The 22,196-nt window shown below is 36.9% G+C and carries 20 protein-coding genes and 1 riboswitch; of the genes, 15 read left to right on the forward strand and 5 right to left on the reverse strand.

The genetic code is table 11. The features are described from left to right. Nucleotides 1-88 precede the first annotated feature (88 nt). Entirely contained in the window at nt 89-553 is a 465-nt protein-coding gene (locus tag PFY10_10310; protein ID WBV58840.1) for a DUF1772 domain-containing protein, read from the forward strand. 139 nt (nt 554-692) lie between these two features. Beyond that, nucleotides 693-818, forward strand: a riboswitch (FMN riboswitch). Nucleotides 819-908: 90 nt separating this feature from the next. Beyond that, the gene (ribB, locus tag PFY10_10315) at nt 909-1,556 is read left to right on the forward strand and encodes a 3,4-dihydroxy-2-butanone-4-phosphate synthase (protein WBV58841.1); all 648 of its coding nucleotides are present in this window, start codon (nt 909-911) and stop codon (nt 1,554-1,556) included. Between the two features lie 74 nt (nt 1,557-1,630). On the opposite strand, the gene PFY10_10320 is transcribed toward ribB, so the two are convergent. Further along, entirely contained in the window at nt 1,631-3,718 is a 2,088-nt protein-coding gene (locus tag PFY10_10320) for a TonB-dependent receptor (GenBank protein ID WBV58842.1), read from the reverse strand. Between the two features lie 194 nt (nt 3,719-3,912). On the opposite strand from PFY10_10320, the gene PFY10_10325 reads away from it, so the two are divergent. The 5 genes from PFY10_10325 (at nt 3,913) to PFY10_10345 (ending at nt 9,538) form a co-directional block, all read left to right on the forward strand. Next, the gene (locus PFY10_10325; protein ID WBV58843.1) at nt 3,913-4,665 is read left to right on the forward strand and encodes a DUF3575 domain-containing protein; all 753 of its coding nucleotides are present in this window, start codon (nt 3,913-3,915) and stop codon (nt 4,663-4,665) included. Between the two features lie 102 nt (nt 4,666-4,767). Continuing rightward, complete coding sequence (locus PFY10_10330) at nt 4,768-5,445, forward strand: response regulator transcription factor (protein WBV58844.1); 678 nt, start codon at nt 4,768-4,770, stop codon at nt 5,443-5,445. Beyond that, nucleotides 5,442-6,710 (forward strand): HAMP domain-containing sensor histidine kinase, encoded by a 1,269-nt coding sequence (locus PFY10_10335; GenBank protein ID WBV58845.1) that lies wholly within the window; start codon nt 5,442-5,444, stop codon nt 6,708-6,710. The genes PFY10_10330 and PFY10_10335 overlap by 4 nt, the downstream gene beginning before the upstream one ends. A 102-nt stretch (nt 6,711-6,812) precedes the next feature. Beyond that, on the forward strand, nt 6,813-8,225 hold the full coding sequence (locus tag PFY10_10340; protein WBV58846.1) for a porin: 1,413 nt from the start codon (nt 6,813-6,815) through the stop codon (nt 8,223-8,225). 20 nt (nt 8,226-8,245) lie between these two features. After that, on the forward strand, nt 8,246-9,538 hold the full coding sequence (locus PFY10_10345; protein ID WBV58847.1) for an MFS transporter: 1,293 nt from the start codon (nt 8,246-8,248) through the stop codon (nt 9,536-9,538). A 57-nt stretch (nt 9,539-9,595) separates the two neighbouring features. Here the strand turns inward: PFY10_10345 and PFY10_10350 are convergent, their stop codons facing one another. Continuing rightward, nucleotides 9,596-9,808, reverse strand: a complete 213-nt coding sequence (locus PFY10_10350; protein WBV58848.1) for a hypothetical protein — start codon at nt 9,806-9,808, stop codon at nt 9,596-9,598. Between the two features lie 393 nt (nt 9,809-10,201). On the opposite strand from PFY10_10350, the gene PFY10_10355 reads away from it, so the two are divergent. From PFY10_10355 to PFY10_10380, 6 genes are all read left to right on the forward strand, one after another. Next, nucleotides 10,202-11,053, forward strand: a complete 852-nt coding sequence (locus PFY10_10355; protein ID WBV58849.1) for an alpha/beta hydrolase — start codon at nt 10,202-10,204, stop codon at nt 11,051-11,053. Beyond that, nucleotides 11,053-11,526, forward strand: a complete 474-nt coding sequence (locus PFY10_10360; GenBank protein ID WBV58850.1) for an RNA polymerase sigma factor — start codon at nt 11,053-11,055, stop codon at nt 11,524-11,526. The genes PFY10_10355 and PFY10_10360 overlap by 1 nt, the downstream gene beginning before the upstream one ends. Then, the gene (locus PFY10_10365; GenBank protein WBV58851.1) at nt 11,513-12,106 is read left to right on the forward strand and encodes a hypothetical protein; all 594 of its coding nucleotides are present in this window, start codon (nt 11,513-11,515) and stop codon (nt 12,104-12,106) included. Before PFY10_10360 ends, PFY10_10365 begins: the two co-directional genes overlap by 14 nt. 72 nt (nt 12,107-12,178) lie before the next feature. Further along, entirely contained in the window at nt 12,179-12,811 is a 633-nt protein-coding gene (locus PFY10_10370; protein WBV58852.1) for a class I SAM-dependent methyltransferase, read from the forward strand. A 126-nt stretch (nt 12,812-12,937) separates the two neighbouring features. Next, nucleotides 12,938-15,220 carry a patatin-like phospholipase family protein gene (locus PFY10_10375; GenBank protein ID WBV58853.1) on the forward strand — a complete coding sequence of 761 codons (2,283 nt, stop codon included), beginning with the start codon at nt 12,938-12,940 and terminating at the stop codon, nt 15,218-15,220. 180 nt (nt 15,221-15,400) lie between these two features. Further along, nucleotides 15,401-17,179: a M43 family zinc metalloprotease gene (locus tag PFY10_10380; protein WBV58854.1), complete on the forward strand. Its 1,779-nt coding sequence runs from the start codon at nt 15,401-15,403 to the stop codon at nt 17,177-17,179. 58 nt (nt 17,180-17,237) lie between these two features. Here the strand turns inward: PFY10_10380 and PFY10_10385 are convergent, their stop codons facing one another. From PFY10_10385 to truA, 3 genes are all read right to left on the reverse strand, one after another. Beyond that, nucleotides 17,238-19,001, reverse strand: coding sequence for an ABC transporter ATP-binding protein (locus PFY10_10385; GenBank protein ID WBV58855.1), 1,764 nt, complete (start codon nt 18,999-19,001; stop codon nt 17,238-17,240). Nucleotides 19,002-19,137: 136 nt separating this feature from the next. Beyond that, nucleotides 19,138-19,482 carry a hypothetical protein gene (locus tag PFY10_10390; protein WBV58856.1) on the reverse strand — a complete coding sequence of 115 codons (345 nt, stop codon included), beginning with the start codon at nt 19,480-19,482 and terminating at the stop codon, nt 19,138-19,140. A gap of 23 nt (nt 19,483-19,505) precedes the next feature. After that, a complete protein-coding gene (gene truA / locus PFY10_10395) occupies nt 19,506-20,297 on the reverse strand; it encodes a tRNA pseudouridine(38-40) synthase TruA (protein WBV58857.1) in 792 nt (263 codons plus the stop codon). 49 nt (nt 20,298-20,346) lie between these two features. On the opposite strand from truA, the gene lpxK reads away from it, so the two are divergent. Both lpxK and PFY10_10405 read left to right on the forward strand, forming a co-directional pair. Beyond that, entirely contained in the window at nt 20,347-21,372 is a 1,026-nt protein-coding gene (lpxK, locus tag PFY10_10400; GenBank protein ID WBV58858.1) for a tetraacyldisaccharide 4'-kinase, read from the forward strand. Next, nucleotides 21,356-22,171, forward strand: coding sequence for a purine-nucleoside phosphorylase (locus PFY10_10405; protein ID WBV58859.1), 816 nt, complete (start codon nt 21,356-21,358; stop codon nt 22,169-22,171). The genes lpxK and PFY10_10405 overlap by 17 nt, the downstream gene beginning before the upstream one ends. Nucleotides 22,172-22,196 lie beyond the last annotated feature (25 nt).

The following is a 22,196-nucleotide window of genomic DNA, read 5'->3' on the forward strand; positions in this document are numbered from 1 at the left end:
AAATACCTTTTCCATTCAAAAAGACCGATTTATACAATTTTCAATGTCCTCTATGAAATAATTTTGTTTCATAATACCATACTTTATTATGAAACTTTTTATTTTATATCTCTACATCATAATCGGAAGCGGAATATTATTTGTCAACCTTTACAATTCCATTGTCGATGCCCCGAACTGGGGTAGAAACATTCCCGATTCCCTTGAAACGGCAAAAAATTATTTTCAGCAGAAAACACCGGCAGACTTCTTTAAAATAACAGGACCTCTCCACCACCTCATCGGATTAGCGGTGATCATTTTTTTGTGGAATCCATATCCTCAGACCCGGGGGTATATAATTTCGGCATTCATCCTTTTTGTTCTTGCTGATGTATTTACAGTACTGTATTTCTTTCCTAGAAATGATATTCTTTTCGGACAAAAACCCGTCGATCCCAAAATTGCTTTGCAAACGTGGAAAGAATGGAGCCACATGAATTGGATCCGTTCATTGATACTTCTTTCCGGAGTTGTAATTTCGTGCATTTCTCTATATAAAATATACCGGTAAAACATCCTGATATCCTTAATTAATTTCAAAAATCATTTCTCATTTCAAAAAACTTCCCGAAATTAGCAGCCTGTGCGTTAAATACTAATTAATGAATTAAAAAAACAAGTAAACAAGACATACAGTAAAACTTAGCATAAGTTTTCTTCGGGGCAGGGTGAAATTCCCTACCGGCGGTTATAGTCCGCGACTCCTTTTTCATTAAAGGACTGATTTGGTGAAATTCCAAAACCGACAGTTAAAGTCTGGATGGGAGAAGAAAATGAAACGATCAATAAGCTTGCCTTATGGACTTATTGGTGCGTATTTCATTTCCATGTACCGAAGTGTATTTTAACTTTTAAAGTAAAATAACATGGAAAAATTATTAGAAAAATTCGGAGTTTCCTCCAGAGAACGTGTAGAAAATGCACTTTTAAAATTACAACAGGGCAAAGGCATCCTTCTTGTGGATGACGAGAATCGCGAAAACGAAGGCGATATCATCTTCCCTGCCTCTACCATTACAGAACAGGATATGGCACTTTTGATCCGCGAATGCAGCGGCATTGTTTGTTTATGCATTTCGGAAGAAAAAAGCAAGCATCTTAATCTGCGCCCGATGGTAGAGACCAACAACAGTAAAAATCAAACCGCATTTACCATTTCCATTGAAGCAAAAGAAGGAGTGGAATCCGGTGTTTCTGCAAAGGATCGGGTAACCACGATCAGAACTGCCATAGCAGAAAATGCTTTGGCGGACCATATTGCAAGCCCGGGACACGTCTTTCCTCTTGTTGCCAAAAAAGGAGGCGTCTTTGAAAGAAGGGGTCATACGGAAGGAAGTGTTGATCTGGTAAAGATGGCAAATCTTGGGGATGATGCGGTTCTTTGTGAACTCACCAATGAAGACGGCTCTATGGCAAGACTACCCGAAATTGTAGATTTCGCGGAAAAAAAAGGAATGAGTGTAGTCACTATTGAAGACATTCATGCTTATCGCAGAATGATCGCGCAAAATTAAAACAGAAAATATTTAACGTACAGAAAACAGCTCCGGATTCTCCGGAGCTGTTCTTATGATAAAAATATGCATGATTAAAAAGTAGCCGCAGGAGCTGTAGAATTATTAAGTTTTTTCTGCATATCCGTTTTCTTTCCTTTTGAGAAATCATAGCTGAAGCCCAGAACAAACATCGACTTATTATTCATAATCTGGCTGTTCCGTGAATAGTTGACCACGCTTTCAGGAAGGCTTTTTGTCTTGTATTCCGAAGGCATTCCTATCCAGTACAATCCTGTAGAGAATGTCCAGTCTCTGTGTTTATAATTGACGAAAACATGATTCGCATTCTCATTGGTATTGAGAAATGCACCACTAAGTAAATACACAGGAATATTGACCTGATATTGTAGTGAGAATGATTTGTACTCCGAAGATAATTCCAGATTATTGGCGATATAATTATTTTTGATCAATGCGCCCTTGCTCGTTCTTACGGTTTCAGATGAAGGAGCAACCATAGCTTTGATCACAAGAAGATTATTCCCAAAAGGCTTATAGGACCCCGTAAGCTGTAGTCCATACTGTTTCGAGCTTTTTGCATTTTCGTAGGTAAGGGCATACCCTCCAAAAGTATCGTCCATCACATAAAACTGGTTGATCGTACGACGGGTATCTGAATAAAATAAATTAGCATTAAAATCAAAATACTTATTGTTCAGTGAATAGATCAGGTTATTTCCCCATGTCAGCTGTGACTTAAGAAATGGATTTCCTTTTTGCACAATATTCGGTGCCATCTGAACCACATTACTACTCAATGCAGCACTCCATGGACTCTTTGGTTTATAGCTGCTTGTAAAACGAAGACTCTGATTTCCTTTCAGCTGATATCCTAAAATAACTTTTGGAGTAATAGACCATTCATCAAAAGTAGTTTCAGCACTTTTATTATGAATGTTGGTAAGACCTGCACCAACACGGTACGTAAACTTTTCAATTTTACCGGAAAATTCTGTGTAGAAATATTGCTCTAAATAATTCACTTTGTACTGTGAAAATCCTGCAAGGTTTTGGAGATCATTGGAGATAGAAGTGTTCGAGATACGATACCCTGAAGAAAGTTTTCCACCTTCAAAATCATGAGTATGAGCAATCTCTCCAACAAAACCCGTCTGTTTAGCTGTAAGATTCATATCATTATCAAAAACTGAATTCCCTGAAGAGGTGATCCATTCTTTTGTAAATTCTGAAGTATCTGTGGTAAAATGGGAACCCACGACATTCAAACTTAATTCATCTTTTTTACTCAGTTTTTTTGAAAAGTAAAGATCAAGTGTCGGTGTTACGTAATCCGTCCCTCCCCTTTTCATCATGGTATGCCCTTCCGTAACATCATCTTTTGTGAAAGTACTTTCTCCCTTACCATTTACAAAAGTATGAAGGATATCCATATTCAGTTTTGCCTGAAATGAATAATTATCAGGCACCATACGGGTATACCTTAAAGCAATATTTTGAGAGGTATATCCAAAATGATCTTTCTTCTTTTCATCGGAAAGATAATGTGAATTATCAAGCTGATAGTCATAGATACTGCGTACTCTCCGGTTGTCATAATCTCTTAAATTCATGGAATATTCCAAACCGAAATTATTTTTACCTTTTGTAAAATTGGCATATGCTGATCCATTTACGAATCCTGTATTCAATGCGGTCATTACATCGGTTCCAAAAACATATCCTGTCTCTGTAGACCGGGTAATCACATTAATAACCGTATCCGCTCTTGTTGCCCACCTTGCGGGTGGAATATCATAGTATTCAACTTTTACTACTTCACTGGGTGCTATACTCCGGATCTGCATATCCGTAGCTTCAATTCCATTAATAAGAAATAAAGAAGTTCCTCCTTTCGTACTTTTCAAAGTATTCGAAACAGGATCCAACTGTAATTCCGGTAATGTCTTTAATAGGTCCTTTGCGTAACGGGCCTTTTCTAACGCTGCTTTATCAAAAGTATATACTGCTTTGTCTGCAAACTGTTTTTTACGTTGGGACTTTATAATCACCTCCTGGATTTCTGCCGTCTTTGTTTGATCAATAGTATCGCTTTTGATGTTTTCCTGCGAAAACACAAAAACTCCACAAAGAAAAAGGGCGGCACATACTGTTTTTTTCATGTCAGAAATTGAATAATATAAAATAGGACAAGCAGAATCTGATATGTATTACATGGTATACGGATTCAAGTCATCAATAAATTCCTAACTAACTTTATATAAATAGTTTATTTTTCATTTAATTATTCATTTCTATACACTATTGCCCATTTTTTGCTGCTATTATTATAAACTCCATTATTAAATTTAGAATCATGAAAAAATATCTCCTGTTTATCCTCCCTTTTCTTTTTTCGAAAGTCTGTTCACAGGAGGTCACTCCTGTTTCTGCAGAAAAAATGAATATCATTAAAACCAATGTCACAGCATATGCATTCAGGAACATTAATTTGTCATATGAAAGAGCCTTCAATCAGTGGTTCTCTGTGAATGTAGGATTTGGAACAATGCCTGAAGGAAAGGTTCCGTTCATTAATGCATTTTTAAAAGATAAAGATGAAGAGCGGTTTCAGAATTTAAGGATTAAAGCAACTAATTTTACTGTCGAACCTCGTTTCTATTTAGGAGCAGGATACGGAAAAGGCTTTTACGTAGCCCCGTATTACAGATATTCAAAAGTAAGTTCTAATACTTTTGATTTCTATTATGATTTTAAACCCACCAATGGAGTTACTTATCAGATTCCATTGAAAGGATCAGGAGATACCAATGGTAATAGTGGTGGATTAATGGTCGGGGTACAATTCTTTCTTACCAAAAGCCAAAATCTTGTTTTAGATCTCTGGATTGCCGGTGCACATTATGGTAGTGGAAAAGGTGACTTTACGCTGACAAGTGATTATCCGCTGACCCCTGAAATGCAACAACAGCTAAAAAAAGAGATCGAAAATCTGGACATCCCGTTTGTAAAATATACCGTAGAAACCAATCCCAATGGAGCCCGGATAAAAGTAGATGGTCCCTGGGCAGGCTTCAGAAGCGGATTATCATTAGGATATCGTTTTTAAAACCTGGATACATAAAAAATTATTGATCAGGTAGTGTTCTGGAAATTAGAACACTTTTTTTATATCTTTAAGCCCTAATAATGTATTTCGGATTATAATTTTATGAAAATCCTTATCATCGAAGACCATAAAGATCTTGCTTCCAACATCACAGATTATCTTAAAAAAGAAGACTATGTTTGTGAAGTGGCGACTAATGCAAAAGAAGCTTTAGAAAAAATTGAGCTTTTCGAATATGATTGCATCCTACTTGATCTGATGCTTCCGGATGGAAATGGATTGGAAATACTGAAACATATTAAAAATGATGCTCCGGAATCCAGCATCATCATTGTATCCGCCAAAGACTCCCTGGATACCAAACTGACAGGTTTGGACGAAGGAGCCGATGATTATATGACCAAACCTTTCTCATTACCGGAACTGCATTCCAGAATAAAAGCCGTGCTCAGGAGAAAAACACCGGAAACCAACCGCATCTTAAGTTTCAATGAATTTACTATCGATCTGGAATCAAAAGAGTGTAAAGTGAATGAGCGACTACTGAATCTCACCAAAAAAGAACTCAACCTACTGATCTATTTTATTAATAATCAAAACAGAATGCTTTCCAAACAGGCTATAGCAAGTCACCTGTGGGGAGATTATACTTATAGTGTGGATAATATAGATTTTGTATACCAGCATTTGAAAAATCTGCGAAAAAAGATTATTGACGGAGGAGGCAAAGATTATCTGCAGACTGTTTATGGGTTGGGTTATAAATGGATTGATAAATGAATTTAAGCTTTCGTTTTGCCAGAGCATTTACTATCCTGGTTTTCTTTGTCCTTACCACAGGTTTTACGATTTTGTATTTTGCCTTTGAAAGGGCAACGATGCGTTCAGCGATCCTCAAACTTGAAGATCTTAATGCTTATGTGGCCAATAAGTTGGCACAAGATTCCACATACGATTATCTTACCATACACCACAGACAAACCCAGGTTAAGCTTCTACCGTCCGATTACAAGAATACCAAAGAAAAAATTATTGAAGAAAAGTACATCTGGAATAAAAGTGTACAGTCTTACATCAATAAAATTACCGTTATAACCTACCCTGTCATTCATAAAAAAAGATATGCCATAACCAGCGTAAGATACATCACCATCATTGAAAACCATTTTCTGATAAGCATTATTATGGTGGTTGCCTGGATCATGGTGTTTCTTATTATTCTTACGATCATTGTTGGGGTCCTGGTTTCAAAGAAGATTCTTGAACCTTTCTATCATGCCATAGAAGAGATCAAAAAATTCAGTCTTAAGAATAACAGGCCTATGAGCCTTATGAAAACAGAGACCGAAGAATTTAAATCCTTAAACAGGTTTTTGCTAAAAATGTCCGAGAGTTCAAAAAAGGACTATCATTTATTAGAAGAACTTTCGGAAAACACTTCCCACGAGCTCCAAACTCCACTGGCTTCCATTAAAGGAAAGATCGAGTTACTGATGGATAGCGATCTCTCAGAAAAGCAACTGCTTACTCTTTCATCAATGAACGATGAACTGGACAGGCTCTCTTCTATTAATCAATCCCTTATTCTATTAGCTAAGCTGGAGCATTTTGAAAAAAGCGAATCGAATCATATCAACTTTTCAGAACTGCTTAGTGAACGACTTCAGTATTTCGAGGATATCTTTGAAATTCAGAACCTATCATTAACCAGGAATATCCGGGAAGAGGTTTACCTTAATTTTGATGAGAACCTGGCTATTATTGTGATCAATAACCTCATCAATAACGCAAAAAGGCATAATATCGAAAATGGAAAGATCACGGTAACCCTTACAGAAGATTATTTTGAGATCTCCAATACAGGAAATCCTCCAACTATTCCTACAGAAGAATTGTTCAAAAGATTCAAGCGCGGAAACCCTGATCAAAACTCAATTGGGATCGGTTTGGCACTCGTGAAGAAGATTTTGGAGATTTATGATACTGAAATTACTTATCATTTTGAAAACAATTTTCATACTTTAAAGATCAATTTCATAAAATAAAAGATTGGAATTCAAAAACATAACAACAAATATTCAATTCTGATCAAAACTTCAGAAAAACTTCAGAATTTATGTATTGTTTAGGTGCAAATAATAGCATCAATGAAAAAACTTTTCATCATTTTCGGCCTGGCTGCCATACAATTACTATACAGCCAGGATACTGCAAAGGTCAGTACAAATCCTGAAGAAGTTATATCAGAAAAAAATCCTTTAGATATCGGAGAGCTTAAAATCAACCTGAATCCCAAAGGAGACAAATGGCTGAAATTTGGTATTTCCAGTCAGATCTGGTTGCGAAGTATTGATAATAATCCGGGAACTCTCGTGAATGGCGTTCCCCAGCAGCAAACATATGATGCAGGAATCCGAAGAATGAGGCTAACTATTCAGAGTCAGCTTACACCATTTTATTCAGTTTTTCTACAAATGGGAATTAATAACCAGTCTTTTATTTCCGGAGGAGGATCGGGAACAGGAAATAATGGAGCCGGAAAGAAAGCCCCTTTTTTCTTTCATGATGCTTATAATGAGCTGGCTATTATACCACGAAATGATTTTCAGACCGGAAAACCCAATAAAAACAATTTGTATCTGGGTGCCGGGCTTCACTCCTGGAATGGCGTAAGCAGATTGACTAATGCAAGTACGACAAAAATGCTTGCCGGTGACATCCCTGTTTTCAATTTTCCGGCCATCGAAATTGCAGATCAGTTTTCAAGACAGTTCGGTATTTTTGTACATGGAGAATTTGATCGGTTAAATTACAGATTCAGTATCAACAAGCCTTTTGCTACTAATCTGAAGCCCATTGTAGGAGGACCTGCTGTGGATAATAACCAAAGCGGAAAGCTATCTTACTCAGGTTATGCATTCTATCAGTTTTTCAATAAAGAAACAACGGTAACTTCTTTTCTACCGGGTAATAATCTGGCTGCCAGAAAAGTTTTGAATATCGGAACGGGTTTTTACAGTACTAAAGATGCAACACAATCTCAACCCTCAGAAAATGTTTTCGAGTCTCATGCTGCCAATGTCTTCGGAGCAGATATCTACTCAGAGCTGCCTTTGGGAAATAAAAGTAAGGAAATGGGACTGACCTTGTATTCTGTATTCTATAATTATAATTACGGACCCAACTATTTAAGAGTAAGCGGACTCCTGAACCCAGGAACTCCTGATCCACAATTCACAGGGCAAAAGGCACTGGAAGGTGCCGGAAATAAAAGGGTTTTGATGGGTACGGGAAATATCTGGTTTTCACAGGTAGGATTCGTTCTTCCTAAATTCAGTAAAATACTGAAAGTTCAGCCCTTCTTCAATTATGCTTTAAAGGACATGAAAGCATTAAATCAGAACGGCAGTTATTATGATGTGGGAGCAAATTTTTACTTATACGGCCAAAATGCCAGAATTGTTGCACAATACAGCAGCAGACCACTCTATGATCTCGTTTCCAAAACAATTTTTGACAGAAAAGGAGAATTTTTACTATCACTTCAAATTATACTTTAAAAATTTAATATATTACCCCTATGAATACTACTCAAATTACAACAGCCCAAAGGATTAAAGCCATTGTGGGTGGTTCTATCGGAAATCTAGTGGAATGGTACGATTGGTATGCCTATGCTGCCTTTGCCATCTATTTTTCCAATTCATTTTTTCCTGATTCGGATCTTAATGCACAACTGATGAATACTGCCGGAATATTTGCAGTTGGTTTCCTGATGAGACCTATCGGCGGATGGTTATTCGGAAGTATTGCAGATAAAATAGGGAGAAAAAGAGCGATGACCCTTTCAGTTTTACTAATGTCATTCGGATCTTTACTTATTGCCCTTACGCCTACTTATGAAACTATAGGAATTCTGGCTCCGATTCTTCTTTTAATTGCAAGGCTACTACAGGGATTGAGTGTAGGTGGAGAATATGGTGTTTCAGCCACCTATCTCAGTGAAATGGCGACAGAAGACAGAAGAGGGTTTTATTCAAGCTTTCAATATGTAACCCTCATCGGAGGGCAGTTAATTGCATTGGGGATCCAGTTGGTTCTACAAAAGGTACTTCTTACAGAGGCACAGCTGGAAGACTGGGGCTGGAGGATTCCTTTTATTATCGGCGCAGCCCTTTCCGTTATTGCATTATATCTGAGGGCTAACCTTCATGAAACGGAAGCTTTTGAAAACAAAAAGGAAATGAGCGAGAAGAAAAAAGGAACCATAAAAGAATTGCTTAAACATCCTAAAGCCCTTCTCACCGTAGTGGGTTTAACATTAGGCGGAACGTTGGCTTTTTACACGTATACCACTTATATGCAGAAATTTTTAGTAAATACGGTTCATCTGACAAAAGAACAGTCTACCCTTATCTCTTTCGTATCATTATTTATTTTTGCCTGTCTTCAACCTGTTTTTGGTGGATTATCAGACAGAATAGGAAGAAGACCTTTGCTTCTGGGATTTGGAATTTTAGGAACTCTTTTCACAGTACCTTTGCTTACAGCATTAAGCACGACGACCTCAATGTGGGGAGCCTTCTTTTTAATTATGGCAGCATTGATTATTGTAAGTGGATATACTTCCATTAATGCAGTTGTTAAGGCAGAACTTTTCCCGTCGGAAGTAAGGGCACTTGGTGTTGGCTTACCTTATGCTTTAACAGTAGCTATTTTTGGAGGTACGGCGGAATATATTGCCCTTTGGCTTAAGCAGGCCGATATGGAACCTTATTTCTATTGGTATATTACAGCATGTATCTTCTTTTCACTGATTGTTTACGCCAGAATGAAAGATACCAAAGAAACATCAGCATTAAATAAGGATTAAAAAATATACTGACCCTGAATGAAACACGCCGCAGATTTCTGCGGCGCGTCTTTTATTTTAGCTATAAGCTTGTCTGAATTTCACAATAAGATCATCCAGATTATGACGCTGTACATAAATTGTTTTCACCTCTTCATATCTTGGCGATTTGTAGAAAACCTCATGAAAGTCCATGCTTCCGTTTCCTACTTTTACTACTTTCTTTACTTCAATATTCAATTTTCTTAGCTCGTCCTTCAGAACTTGAAATTCATCTTGTATATTATTCATTGGTATTTTGGATTTAATTAAAAAACTACGATTTTATCTCCAACACCCCTATCATTATAAGGGGCAATTGTAAATATTTATTAAATTTAGTGAATTTTCGAATACAAATAACAGGCTTCACAAAATTTTTATTAATTTCTATAGTCTGCAAAAACCGTACCTATTATAATAAGTAATGCATAATATTTTAAAAAAAATAACCGATAACCTCCACAAAATGAGGACTAACCGGAAATTCAAGGGTTTAATCTGATTTCTTTCAATTTAAAATACCCTTTATTAAAGGGGTATTGCGGGAATTATTCATAAGATTTAAAATTATTTTAAAAATTTTGTAACATTTTTTTCAGGCCTGTATCTAAAAGGTAAATTAACCATTAAATCTTAAATGAAATGAAAAAATTGACATTCCTTGCCGTGATATTTTTATTTTTAGCTCTATGTGCTAATGTGTTCGGACAAACAAAATCCTATCCTTTTGAGGTTAAAAAATCAGGAAGTGGGAAACAAGCCCTGATTTTGATCCCCGGTTTTGCCTCTTCCGGAGATGTATGGAATGAAACTACCCTAAAGTTTGATAAGAATTTTACTTGCTATACTTTAACAATGGCAGGATTCGCAGGTGCAAAGCCTCAGCCCGGCGCCAGCTTTAAAAACTGGGAAAACAAAATTGCAGAATTCATCAGTGACCAGAGAATTGACAAGCCTGTTATCATCGGGCACAGTATGGGTGGAGGCCTTGCCCTCGCTCTGGCTGCAGATCATCCACAATTAGTGGGTAAGATTATTGTTGTAGATGCTTTGCCGTGCTTATCGGCATTAATGAATCCTTCTTTTACATCTAAGGAAAACAATGATTGCTCTGCTACCATCAATAAAATGACAACCATGACAGATGATCAATTTCGTCAGATGCAGCTGAAATCTATCCCCCAGCTTTTGGCGGATACTTCCATGCAGGAAACTGTGATCGGATGGAGTCAGCAATCAGACCGGAAGACTTTTGCAGAAATGTATTGTGACTTCTCGAATACTGACCTCCGGGAAAAAATAAAAAATATACACTGCCCTTCACTTATATTATTAGAGTCTTATTTTACTAATTTTAAACCAGCCATGGAAGATCAATATAAGAATATGAAAAATGCAAATTTACAATATGCTACTAAAGGTTTACACTTCATCATGTATGATGATAAGGAATGGTATTTCAACCAGTTGAATAACTTCTTATCTGCAAAATAATGGTATTTGAGGAAATCTACGAAGTATACTGGCAAAAAATATTTCGCCTGTGTATGGGATATGTAAACAATTCCGAATGGGCACAGGACATTGCACAAGAAACATTTATCATTGTATGGCAACAACTTCCTAAATTCAGAAATGAATCTTCTGTGGGAACCTGGATTTTCAGGATCGCCTCCAATAATTGCCTGAGACAGATTGAAAGGGAGAAAAGATTCACAAAAGCTGATTTACCAGGTAATTTAGAGGAAAAGAAACAGGAATCCATGGAATCTGAGATACAACTTCTTTATAAATTCATCTCCGAATTGCCGGAAACAGACCGTATTATTATTTCTTTAGAACTGGAAGAATTAAAACAGGCCGAAATAGCCAGTATCGTGGGATTATCAGAATCCAATGTCAGGGTAAAAATCCACAGAATAAAAGAAAAATTAACTCAAAAATTCAGGGAACATGGAACCTACTAATATAGATTTTAAAAATATCTGGCAACAACAAAAAGTAAATAAGCCCGACCTTAAAGATTTGCTTGCTAAACTGGAGTCCTATAAAAGCAAAAATCTGAAAAAACTTATATTGACCAATGTAATGTTACTTTTAACCAGTATATTTATAGGTCTGATATGGTATCATTATCAACCTCAGCTACTCAGCACAAAAATCGGAATCGTACTGATTATTCTGGCAATGGTAATTTTCCTGTTTGCTTACAACAGGCTGTTTACATTCTTTTATAAAACCAACACCGACCAATCCAACAGTGACTATTTGCATAGCCTGTATGTTTTGAAAAGCAAACAGGGTTTTGTACAAACGTTCATGACCAATCTTTACTTCACTATGTTATTGGCAGGAATCAGTCTCTACATGTATGAATACACTTCAAGGATGACAACATTTATGGCTGTTTTTGCGTATTCATTAACTTTTATTTGGATTGCCTTTAACTGGTTTTACATAAGACCTAAAACCATAAGGAAAGAACAGTCAAAACTCCATGAGCTTATTAAAAAATTCGAAGAAATCAACAAACAGCTGGTTGAATAAAAATAAATCAATTAAAATATTTTCTTTCATCAGGTCTTTTGTAATTTAGCCCTGCTAAAAACAACACTCCTTATGGATTTGTCAAAGAATAAAAATCACTGGGATATAGTATACGAGACAAAAAGCCCTGATCAGGTAAGCTGGACACAGGAAAAACCTGAAATATCACTGGATTTAATTGCATCATTTGGCTTGAAAAAAGACGCTAAAATAATAGATATTGGCGGAGGTGAAAGTCATCTTGTAGATATTTTGATTGACAAAGGATATCAGGATATCACAGTGCTGGACATTTCTGCGAATGCATTGGAAAAGACAAAAAAGCGTTTAGGAAAGAAATCCGAAAAAGTGAAATTTATTGTTACGGACATTACTAAGTTCGAACCTGAATTCCAATATGATCTTTGGCACGACAGGGCCACATTTCATTTTTTAACCGAAGAAGAACAAATCTCCAGCTATCTGGATATTGCAGGGAAAAGCATAAAAGGATTTATGGTGTTAGGAACTTTTTCAAAAAACGGACCTACAAAATGCAGTGGTCTGGAGATTAAGCAATACGATGAGGAGTCCATGGAAAAGCAGTTTGCCAATCATTTCGAAAAGATACAGTGTATTTCATCAGATCATACAACTCCTTTTGACACGATTCAAAATTTCACATTCTGTAGTTTTAAAAAAAAGATCCCCTATTTAAATCCTTAATAGACCCGATCGTCTTTTTTGCTAATTTGAAGTAAGCCTATTAAAATGAAAAATTTCCTCACTGTCTTTCTTATATGCATATTTTGTTTATTTTCTGCACAAGACACCATAAAGAAAATGCCTCCCATGACAAAAGACACAAAGTTTGGGTTAGCGCTTAGCGGAGGTGGTGCCAAGGGCTTTGCGCATCTGGGAATTTTAAAAACAATAGATTCACTAGGGATTAAAATAGATTATATTACCGGAACCAGTATGGGTGGAATCCTCGGTGGATTATATGCTATGGGATATAATGGTGAAGAATTGAAAAAAATGGTGTACGGCATGAACTGGAAAAGGATCCTGAGTAATAAAATCCCCTACAACAAGGTCAATATCAGCGAAAAAGATGAGTACAATAAATATATTCTTGAATTTCCGGTAAACGATGGCCGGCCTTCCCTACCGGGATCCTTTATAGAAGGGCAATATATGGGGGAAGTTCTCAATACATTAACGTTTCCGGCAAAACATATTAACGATTTCAGTAAGCTTCCTATTCCTGTTCAACTTACATCATCCGATATTGTGAATGGTGGATTGGTTATGCAGAAAAAAGGTTCTCTTGCACTGGCGATTCGTTCTACCTTAGCCATACCTGCCGCATTCGCACCGGTTTATATTGATGGAAAACTTCTTGTAGATGGTGGCCTCGACCGTAATTTTCCGGTAAAGGAAGTAAAAGATATGGGAGCTGATTATATTATCGGAGGCTATACAGGATTCAGGCTTTTCACAAAAGATGAGATCAAAAATCCGATGAAAATGATCTATCAGACACATGCATTCCATTCCGTACAGGATTTTAATGAACAAAAGAAGATGTCGGATATCATGGTGGATTTTGTAACTCCGCTTAATGATTACACCACTAAAGACTTCAGAAAATACAAGGAAATCATAAAAATAGGAGAAGCAGAGGCTAAAAGACACCTTCCGGAATTTATAGCCTTAGCCAACGAGCAACGCAGATTGGGAATTACTTATGAGCACAAACTTGTTGAAGAGATTAAAAAACCGACCATACAGTTTACTTATAGTGAAGATAATGGTACACCGATCACTAATCCGTCCGAGATTGAAACTATTAAAAACCTGATGGGATTAAAGGAGGGTGTATATTACGATGCCAAAACTGTAAATGCTGCTATCGACAAGGTTTTTGGAATTCGACAGTATGACAGGGTGTATTATACTTACACAGATTCGGAAAACGGTTTAATTATGAACATTTTCGTAAAGAGATCCACACCAAGCATGCTTAAATTAGCCCTACACTATGATAATGAACAATCCGTAGGGATCATCCTGAATTATACCTACCGGGATTATGCAGAAGCAAAATTCCGGGCCATAGCAACTGTAGATATTTCGGAACGTTTCAAGGCCCGTTTGCAGTTCCAGAAATTCCTGGATACGGATTACCGCTGGTGGTTAAGTACAGAAGGAAATATTTCTTTTCTTAAAAGTAATGACCTCCTGTTGAGATTCTCAGAAAACAATGATGTTGAAAATAATTTATTTTTCCCCAACTATATTTACAGAAGCATTAAAGCGAATACAGCGGTCAATTATTCGATTCATCCGAATACGATGGTTTCATTCGGCTTAGAGTTCAACGCTGAAAAATTAAACCGGTCTGTAGACAGGATTAGCCAGACCTTTACAGACTTGTACAGCAAAAAGGTATATTATCATACCAATCTTGACCTGTATTTTAAATTCAATCAAAACAGCTTCAATACCAGATATTATCCTACTTCAGGAAACAATTTTCAATTTATAACGAAGTATTATTTTGGAGATCAATACAACCTTTATGATCTGAAAGAAATACAACCTACACTCTATGAATACTTAAATCCCGGGGCTGAAGGATATTATAAACCCAAGAACCTGATCACATTAACGCTCAATGAAAATTATATTATTCCAATCAATAAAAAGGTATCTGTTAAGGTAAATGCTTTTTTAGGAACCAATTTCTCTCCTCAAACTCTGGGATCTTCAGAGGGTATCCCTTATCTTTTTCTCAATCAGAAATTCAATCTGGGAGGAAGTGAATATAATTTTGACGGAATGAATCCTGAATTTAACGGGTTCAGGCAAAAAGAAGTTCCTATAAATTCAGTTGCCAAGCTAGGACTTGAGGTTCAGTACCGGATTTATCACAGGATTTTCCTCACACCCTCTTTTCACTATGCTGCAATAAGTGACGAGCTATCCCCTTTCAAGAGCAATTCCAAACTTATTGGTTATGGACTTAATCTGGGATATGAATCAATTTTAGGTCCCATTAACGTAAATATATCCAGAAATGATGCACTTAATTTCTGGCGGGCTTATTTTAGTATCGGATTTAAATTCTGATTTGTATCCACAAAATAATAATGGACGATGAAATTAAAGAAATAGGCTATTGTGAAATATTCAATATCATCTTTTTCGAATCCTTCAAGGTCTTTATAAAAGCATTAAATTATTTCCCACACTATTGATATTTTTGTTTATTTTTAATATGATTATATTAAAACCACTAACAATTATATTATGAAAAAACTACTACTAGCTATTATTTTAGGCTCTTCATGCAGCCAGTTTTACGCTCAAAAAACTGAATTAATAGAATGCGGTACCGACGAATTAATGCGAAAACATTATGAACGGCATCCCGAAGAAAAGGCTCGGGATGATGCTTTTAACTTAGAGTTATCCAAACTGATTAAAAGTGGAAAACTAGCATCTACCCTTAATAAGAATCAGGTATATGAAATTCCCGTTGTTGTCCATGTTGTAGGGGACGGAAGCGCGGTCGGAACAGTAAACAACAAGTCGGATGCCGACATTATTGCATGGGTTAATTATACTAACGGAGTATTTTCCGGAAGTTCTTCAAGCGGCATGTCATCATCCAGTGCCATACTCCCTGTAAAATTTGTTTTTGCGAAAATCAGTCCCACCTGTACAGCGACCAACGGGATCAACAGGATCAATGCTTCCCATCTTCCAAAATATGTAAGCGGTGGTGTAAACAATGATAATACGACCAATGCTGTAACGGCATCCGAAATTACAGCCCTGGGAATGTGGGATACCAGCAAGTATTATAATATTTATGTGGTAAAAAAGTTAGCCTCTAATTCAGGGACCCTTAATGGCTTTGCCTATTACCCGGGTGGCAGCAATGATTATGCATTTATGTCTACAAGTGCATCATCTGTAAATGCGCAAACACTGGCACATGAATTCGGACATGCGTTAGGACTCCGTCACACCCATGAAGGATTCAACGACTCTACCGGGGCCTGTCCTGCTAATACCGATTGTACATTACAAGGAGATCTGGTATGCGATACAGAACCCATGAAAAGCCTTTACCACTCCTCCGTTCCCTATACATGTCAGACCGGTCAGATCAACCCATGTACAAGCGTTACCTATGCAGGAGGTGAAAGAAATGTAATGTCTTATACTTTCTGTTTCAGAGATCTCTTTACCCCGGGACAATCCGACAGAGCTACAGCCCAGCTTTTACAGTACAGACAATCTTTAATCAATTCTCCGGTCGCAAGTAGCACTACACCTAACAACAATACATCTTTAACCACAGCTTGCACCCCAACAACAATAACGAATCCAGGAAATTACAACATAGGAATCACTTCTGTCAAATTTGGAAGCATTAATAATTATTCAACCAATTATAAGGCTGCCACTAATAATTTCTACGAAAATTTTACGGGAAATTATTGTCTGGGAATTTCCAAAACCACAATACCTTCGGGCACCTCAACGACCCTTACCATTACTCCCGGAACAAACAATCCTCATATTATAAAAGCATACATCGATTACAACAACGATGGACAATTTAATGAAACAACGGAGCTGGTTCTGAACCAAAGCAATATAGCAGCAGGTTCCACTGCAACAGCATCAGTAACTCCACCTTCAAATGCTGTAGCCAATACTCCTTTAAGAATGAGGGTAATTGGTGAATATAACGGAACAACCGTTACCGCTTGTTATATTCCTAAATACGGGCAGATAGAAGATTATTCAGTGATCATTGAACCAAGAACCCTGTCCGCTAAAAATGCAATTGAAAACAAAACCTTTATTACACAGGCAGAAAATTCAGTGTACATAAAAAGTGACCTGCAAATTACCTCGCTAGTGATCTATGATGCCTCAGGAAGAATTCTGGTGAACCAAACCAATATGAAATCTACAGAAATTACCGCTCCATTAAATGCCAAAAATGTAGTAGTAACAGTCCGGGCAACATTGGAAAACGGAAAAGTGATCACCCAAAAACTAAAATTCTAAAAACAAAAAAGAGAGCAACTTCAGCTCTCTTTTTTATTTCTGTTATCTATGACGATTATTATTTTGACGCCCGGTTTTCTTCTTCCATTTCTACTTCATGTCTCAGCTGTGCTTTATACAATGTGGAATAATACCCATTTTGATCAAGCAACTCCAAATGCTTTCCTTCTTCTACAATTTTACCATGTTCCATTACGATAATCTTATCCGCTTTTTCAATGGTTGAAAGCCTGTGTGCAATAATAATCGAAGTCCTGTTTTTCGTGATTTTCTCCGTAGCCCTCTGAATCAGTTTTTCACTTTCATGATCAATTGAAGAGGTAGCTTCATCCAGGATCAAAATTTTCGGATCGGACAGATAAGCTCTTAAGAAAGACAATAACTGCCTTTGCCCTAATGAGATCGACGAGCCTCTTTCACTGACTACATAATCATAACCACCCGGAAGCTGCTGAATGAATTCATCCACTTCAATTTCTCTGGCCCCTGCTTTTATTTTATCCAGGGTAATACCTTCATCTCCAAAAGAGAGATTTTCAAAGATACTTCCATGGAAAAGGAAAACATCTTGTAATACCACCCCAATATGACTTCTGAGATTATATAATTCATAATCTTTCAGCTCTACATCATCAATAAAAATCTCTCCGGAATTGATATCATACAGCCTCGTGATCAGACTGATGATCGTAGATTTACCTGCTCCTGTAGCTCCCACAATAGCAACTGTTTCTCCCGGATTCACTTTGAAATTGATTCCTTTCAGTACTTCCTGCTTTTCATCGTAAGCAAAACGAACATCCCTGAATTCAATTTTACCATTGAAGTGATCTTTTTTTACTGTTCCGTGATTAGGCATCGCATAATCCTCATCCATTAATCCCAGTACCCTTTCTGCACCTACAATTCCACGCTGGATATTATTAAATCGGTCTGCGATCTGGCGTAAAGGTCTGATCAGCATTGAAATATACTGGATAAAAGCAATAACCACCCCCGCACTAATGGTAATATATCCTCCATAGAAAAGGATAAACCCAATAAATAGGGATGAAATAAGTTCTACTACAGGAAAAAATAATGAAAAGATAAAAACGGTTTTCAGCAATGCAGCCTTTAGGGTAATATTGATATCATCAAACTTTTTAAATTCAGCTTCCTGTCTGTTGAACACCTGTATAATTGGCATTCCGGCTAATCTTTCCTGAACAAAGGAATTCTGATTCGCCGTCCAGGTTCTTTCATCTCCAAATGCTTTTTTCAGCCTCTTTTGAAAAAAACGGGTAATAACCACCATCAAAGGAAGTATAGCCAGTGTAATATAGCTCAGATGAACATTAGTACTGAACATCATCACTAATACAAAGACGATTCTCAAAATATCCCCGAAAACCATAAGGAATCCGTCCGTATAAACTGTAGCAATGGTTTCCACATCCCCAACGGCACGTGTTACCAGTTGTCCTATAGGTGTTTTATCAAAAAATGATGTCCTGAAATAAATAAGTTTAGAATACAACCTCTCTCTGATATCCCTGATTACATTCTGAGAAATATAATTGGAGAAATAGACCAGGAAAAAGTTTAAAACAGTTTCTGCAACAACCAATCCTACCAAAATGTAGATATGCTTCATCATCAGAGCTTTATCCTGCAGCCTGGTGATATCATTATCTACAACCTCCATGGTAAGGTAAGGTCTGTAAGTAGAAACGATGGATAGTAAAACGGAAATGATTAAAGTAAGGATAAACCAGGACCGGAATTTCATTCCGATAAAGAAAAGCCTTTTAATAATTCCCCAGGTATCTTGTTTTTTCATTGTACAAATTGAAAGAAAAGAATTAAATAAATTCCATGCAAAAATAACACTTTATAATTTGAAAGCGAGAACAACTTATCCAAATACCAATAGAAAATAACGGATATTAATTATTTAAAATATGAATATCCTATTGTTATACATTTTCTTTGCTACCTATCTCCTCAATTTCCAGGCTTGGTTTATGGATGGTTTCTTTTGTAAACTTTTTTTCAAGAAACTGGTAAATTCCCCACACAACAGCTATTGCACATAGCCAGCTTATTACATTCACGAGGCTATATCCGGTATAATCGTTATCCTGTAAAGAACCTGGGTTAGTAAGTGCGATATAGAAACCATAGCAAAATAAAAACGCAACCTGAAACCCCAGATAGATCACTATACCCAACAGTCCAAAATGCCATTTGGTTTTCCCAAATCTTTCTGCCAGTGCAGCATAGTATCTGTACGCTCCAATCAGGATAAAAATAGACATCATAATGATTATAGTTTTTTGTTTTTTTAAAATTCGTAGCCTACATCTACGAGAAATAATCCTTGTGCCGGAGCAGAAGTGCCGGCCGAATTACGGTTTTTATTTTCAATAACTTTTCTCAGATCTTCGGGCTTCATTTTTCCTGCACCGATTTCCACCATTGTTCCCACGATTGCCCGTACCATATTCCTGAGAAAACGGTTGGCAGAAACGGTAAATTTAAGTTCGCTTCCTTCCTGTTCCCACTCTGCTTTGTAAATGTGGCAGATATTGGTCTTATTATCTGTTTTCAATTTGGCAAAACTCGTAAAATCCTCATACTCGAATAAAATTTTACAGGCTTCATTCATTGCATCGATGCTCAAAGGTCTTTTCCAATGTTGCCATGCAGATTCCAGTGTAAATGGATTTTTTTCTAAAGAAATATAATATTCGTATGTTCTGTAGGTGGCATCAAACCGGGCATGAAAATCATCTTTTACAGGAAAAATCCTCTTAACAGCAATATCAGGCGGAAGAAAGCTGTTCAGCCTGTGACTGAGCTGATCATTAAATGCCACCTGGGTATCAAAGTGGGCGAATATTTTTTTTGCGTGAACACCGGTATCCGTCCTTCCGGCTCCTGTAATTTTAATCTCTTCCCGTAAAATAGTGGATAGTGCTTTTTCCAATTCTTCCTGTACAGAATTGGCGTCCGGCTGGATCTGATAACCGAAATAATTTTTACCGTTGTAAGAAAACTCTATAAAGTACCTCAATGTAGTATAATAACTCCACAAAAATACTTTAATTTTATGAAATATTTGTTGAAAAGTCATTGAGAATATTCAGCCAAATCCTCTTAAAAATTACTATTTTTGCAATCGTATGAAAAGATGGTACCTTTATCCCTTCTCTGTAGGTTATCATTTGGTAACGGGTATCCGAAACACAATGTATGATCTGGGGATCTTTAAATCTACGAAATTCAAAACGCCGATCATCAATGTCGGCAATTTGTCCGTTGGCGGAAGTGGAAAATCGCCAATGGTGATGTACCTTGCTCAGTTTTTATCCAAACATTACAGAACCGGTGTCCTTTCCCGAGGTTATGGAAGACTTACAAAAGGTTATGAGGTGACCAATTATGACAGCAACTACAAAATGGTAGGTGATGAAGCGATGCAGCTTTTTGAACGTTTTAAGAACCGTTTCGTTATTGCCGTTTCTGAGGAAAGAGTGCCTGGAGCCAAAAAAGTCATTGATGACATGGACCTGGATGTTCTGGTACTGGACGATGCTTTTCAGCATAGAGCGATCAAAGCAGGATTTAATATTCTGATGACGGATTTTAATGACCCGTATTTTAAGGACCACCTTCTTCCGGCAGGAGATCTCAGGGAATCAAGAGCCGGGGTAAAAAGAGCCGATCTTATTATGGTCAGCAAATGTCCTGATGAACTGACGGAGGAGACCAAACAGTATTATATTTCCAGAATAAGACCTGAACGTCACCAAAAAGTATTCTTTTCATCTATCGGATATGACGAAAATGTATACGGAAGAGAAAAAATGCTTCCCGATAACAACCTGAATTATTATGACATTCTTTTAATTACAGGAATTGCCAATCCAAAACCATTGCTGGAACATCTGGCAAAATTTTCACATAGAGTAAAACACCTTAAATTCAGGGACCATCATAATTTTTCTGATGACGACATCAAAAAAATAATTGCTGAATATAAGAAACTGGGCGAATATAAACTGATCTTAACAACCGAGAAAGATTATGTTCGTTTAAAAACCTTTGACTATCTTAGAGATATTGTTTATTACTGGCCTATCAATGTAATCATTGACAAAAAGGAAGAGTTTAATCAAATCATCTCGGATTATGTTAGGAAAAATTAAAGAAACCGCAGCCTTCATCAAAAACATCATTCAGGATACACCTGATTTTGCAATCGTATTAGGATCCGGCCTGGGAAAACTGAAAGATGAAGTTCAGCCAATACACATATTGGAATATAAAGACATTCCTAACTTTCCTCAAACAACAGTGGCTGGTCATGGAGGTCAGCTGATATATGGTATTTTAGAAGGTAAAAAGATATTGATAATGAGTGGACGCTTTCATTATTACGAAGGCCATTCTATCGAAACTGTGGTATTTCCTGTAAGGGTTTTTCATTTGATAGGTATTAAAAACTTACTTCTTTCCAATGCCTGCGGAGGAGTAAATCCTGAATTCAGGGTCGCTGACATTGTAATTCTGAAAGATCACATCAACATGATGCCTGAACATCCTCTTCGTGGTAAGAATATAGAAGAACTAGGCCCGAGGTTTGTCGATATGAGCGAGCCTTATAATAAAAAAATGATCAGTATCGCAGAACGCACTGCTTCAGAAAATAACATCAGAATTCATCAGGGAATCTATGTCGCATTACAGGGACCTACCTTTGAAACACCCGCAGAATATGGAATGATAAAAGCTATAGGTGGTGATATGGTAGGAATGAGTACTGTTCCGGAAGTTATTGTGGCCCGTCATATGGATATGGATGTTTTTTGTATATCAGTTATTACGGATCTTGGCGGACCCGATATTGCATTAGCCGTTTCTCACGAAGAAGTTCTTAATGCAGCCAATAAAGCAATGCCCAACGTAATCACGGTAGTAAAAGGTCTTGTTAAAAATTATCAGTAGTTCTTTTTTATCGAATTTTTCGATT

Source organism: Chryseobacterium daecheongense (genome assembly GCA_027920525.1).
GTDB classification, from domain to species: Bacteria; Bacteroidota; Bacteroidia; order Flavobacteriales; family Weeksellaceae; genus Chryseobacterium; species Chryseobacterium proteolyticum.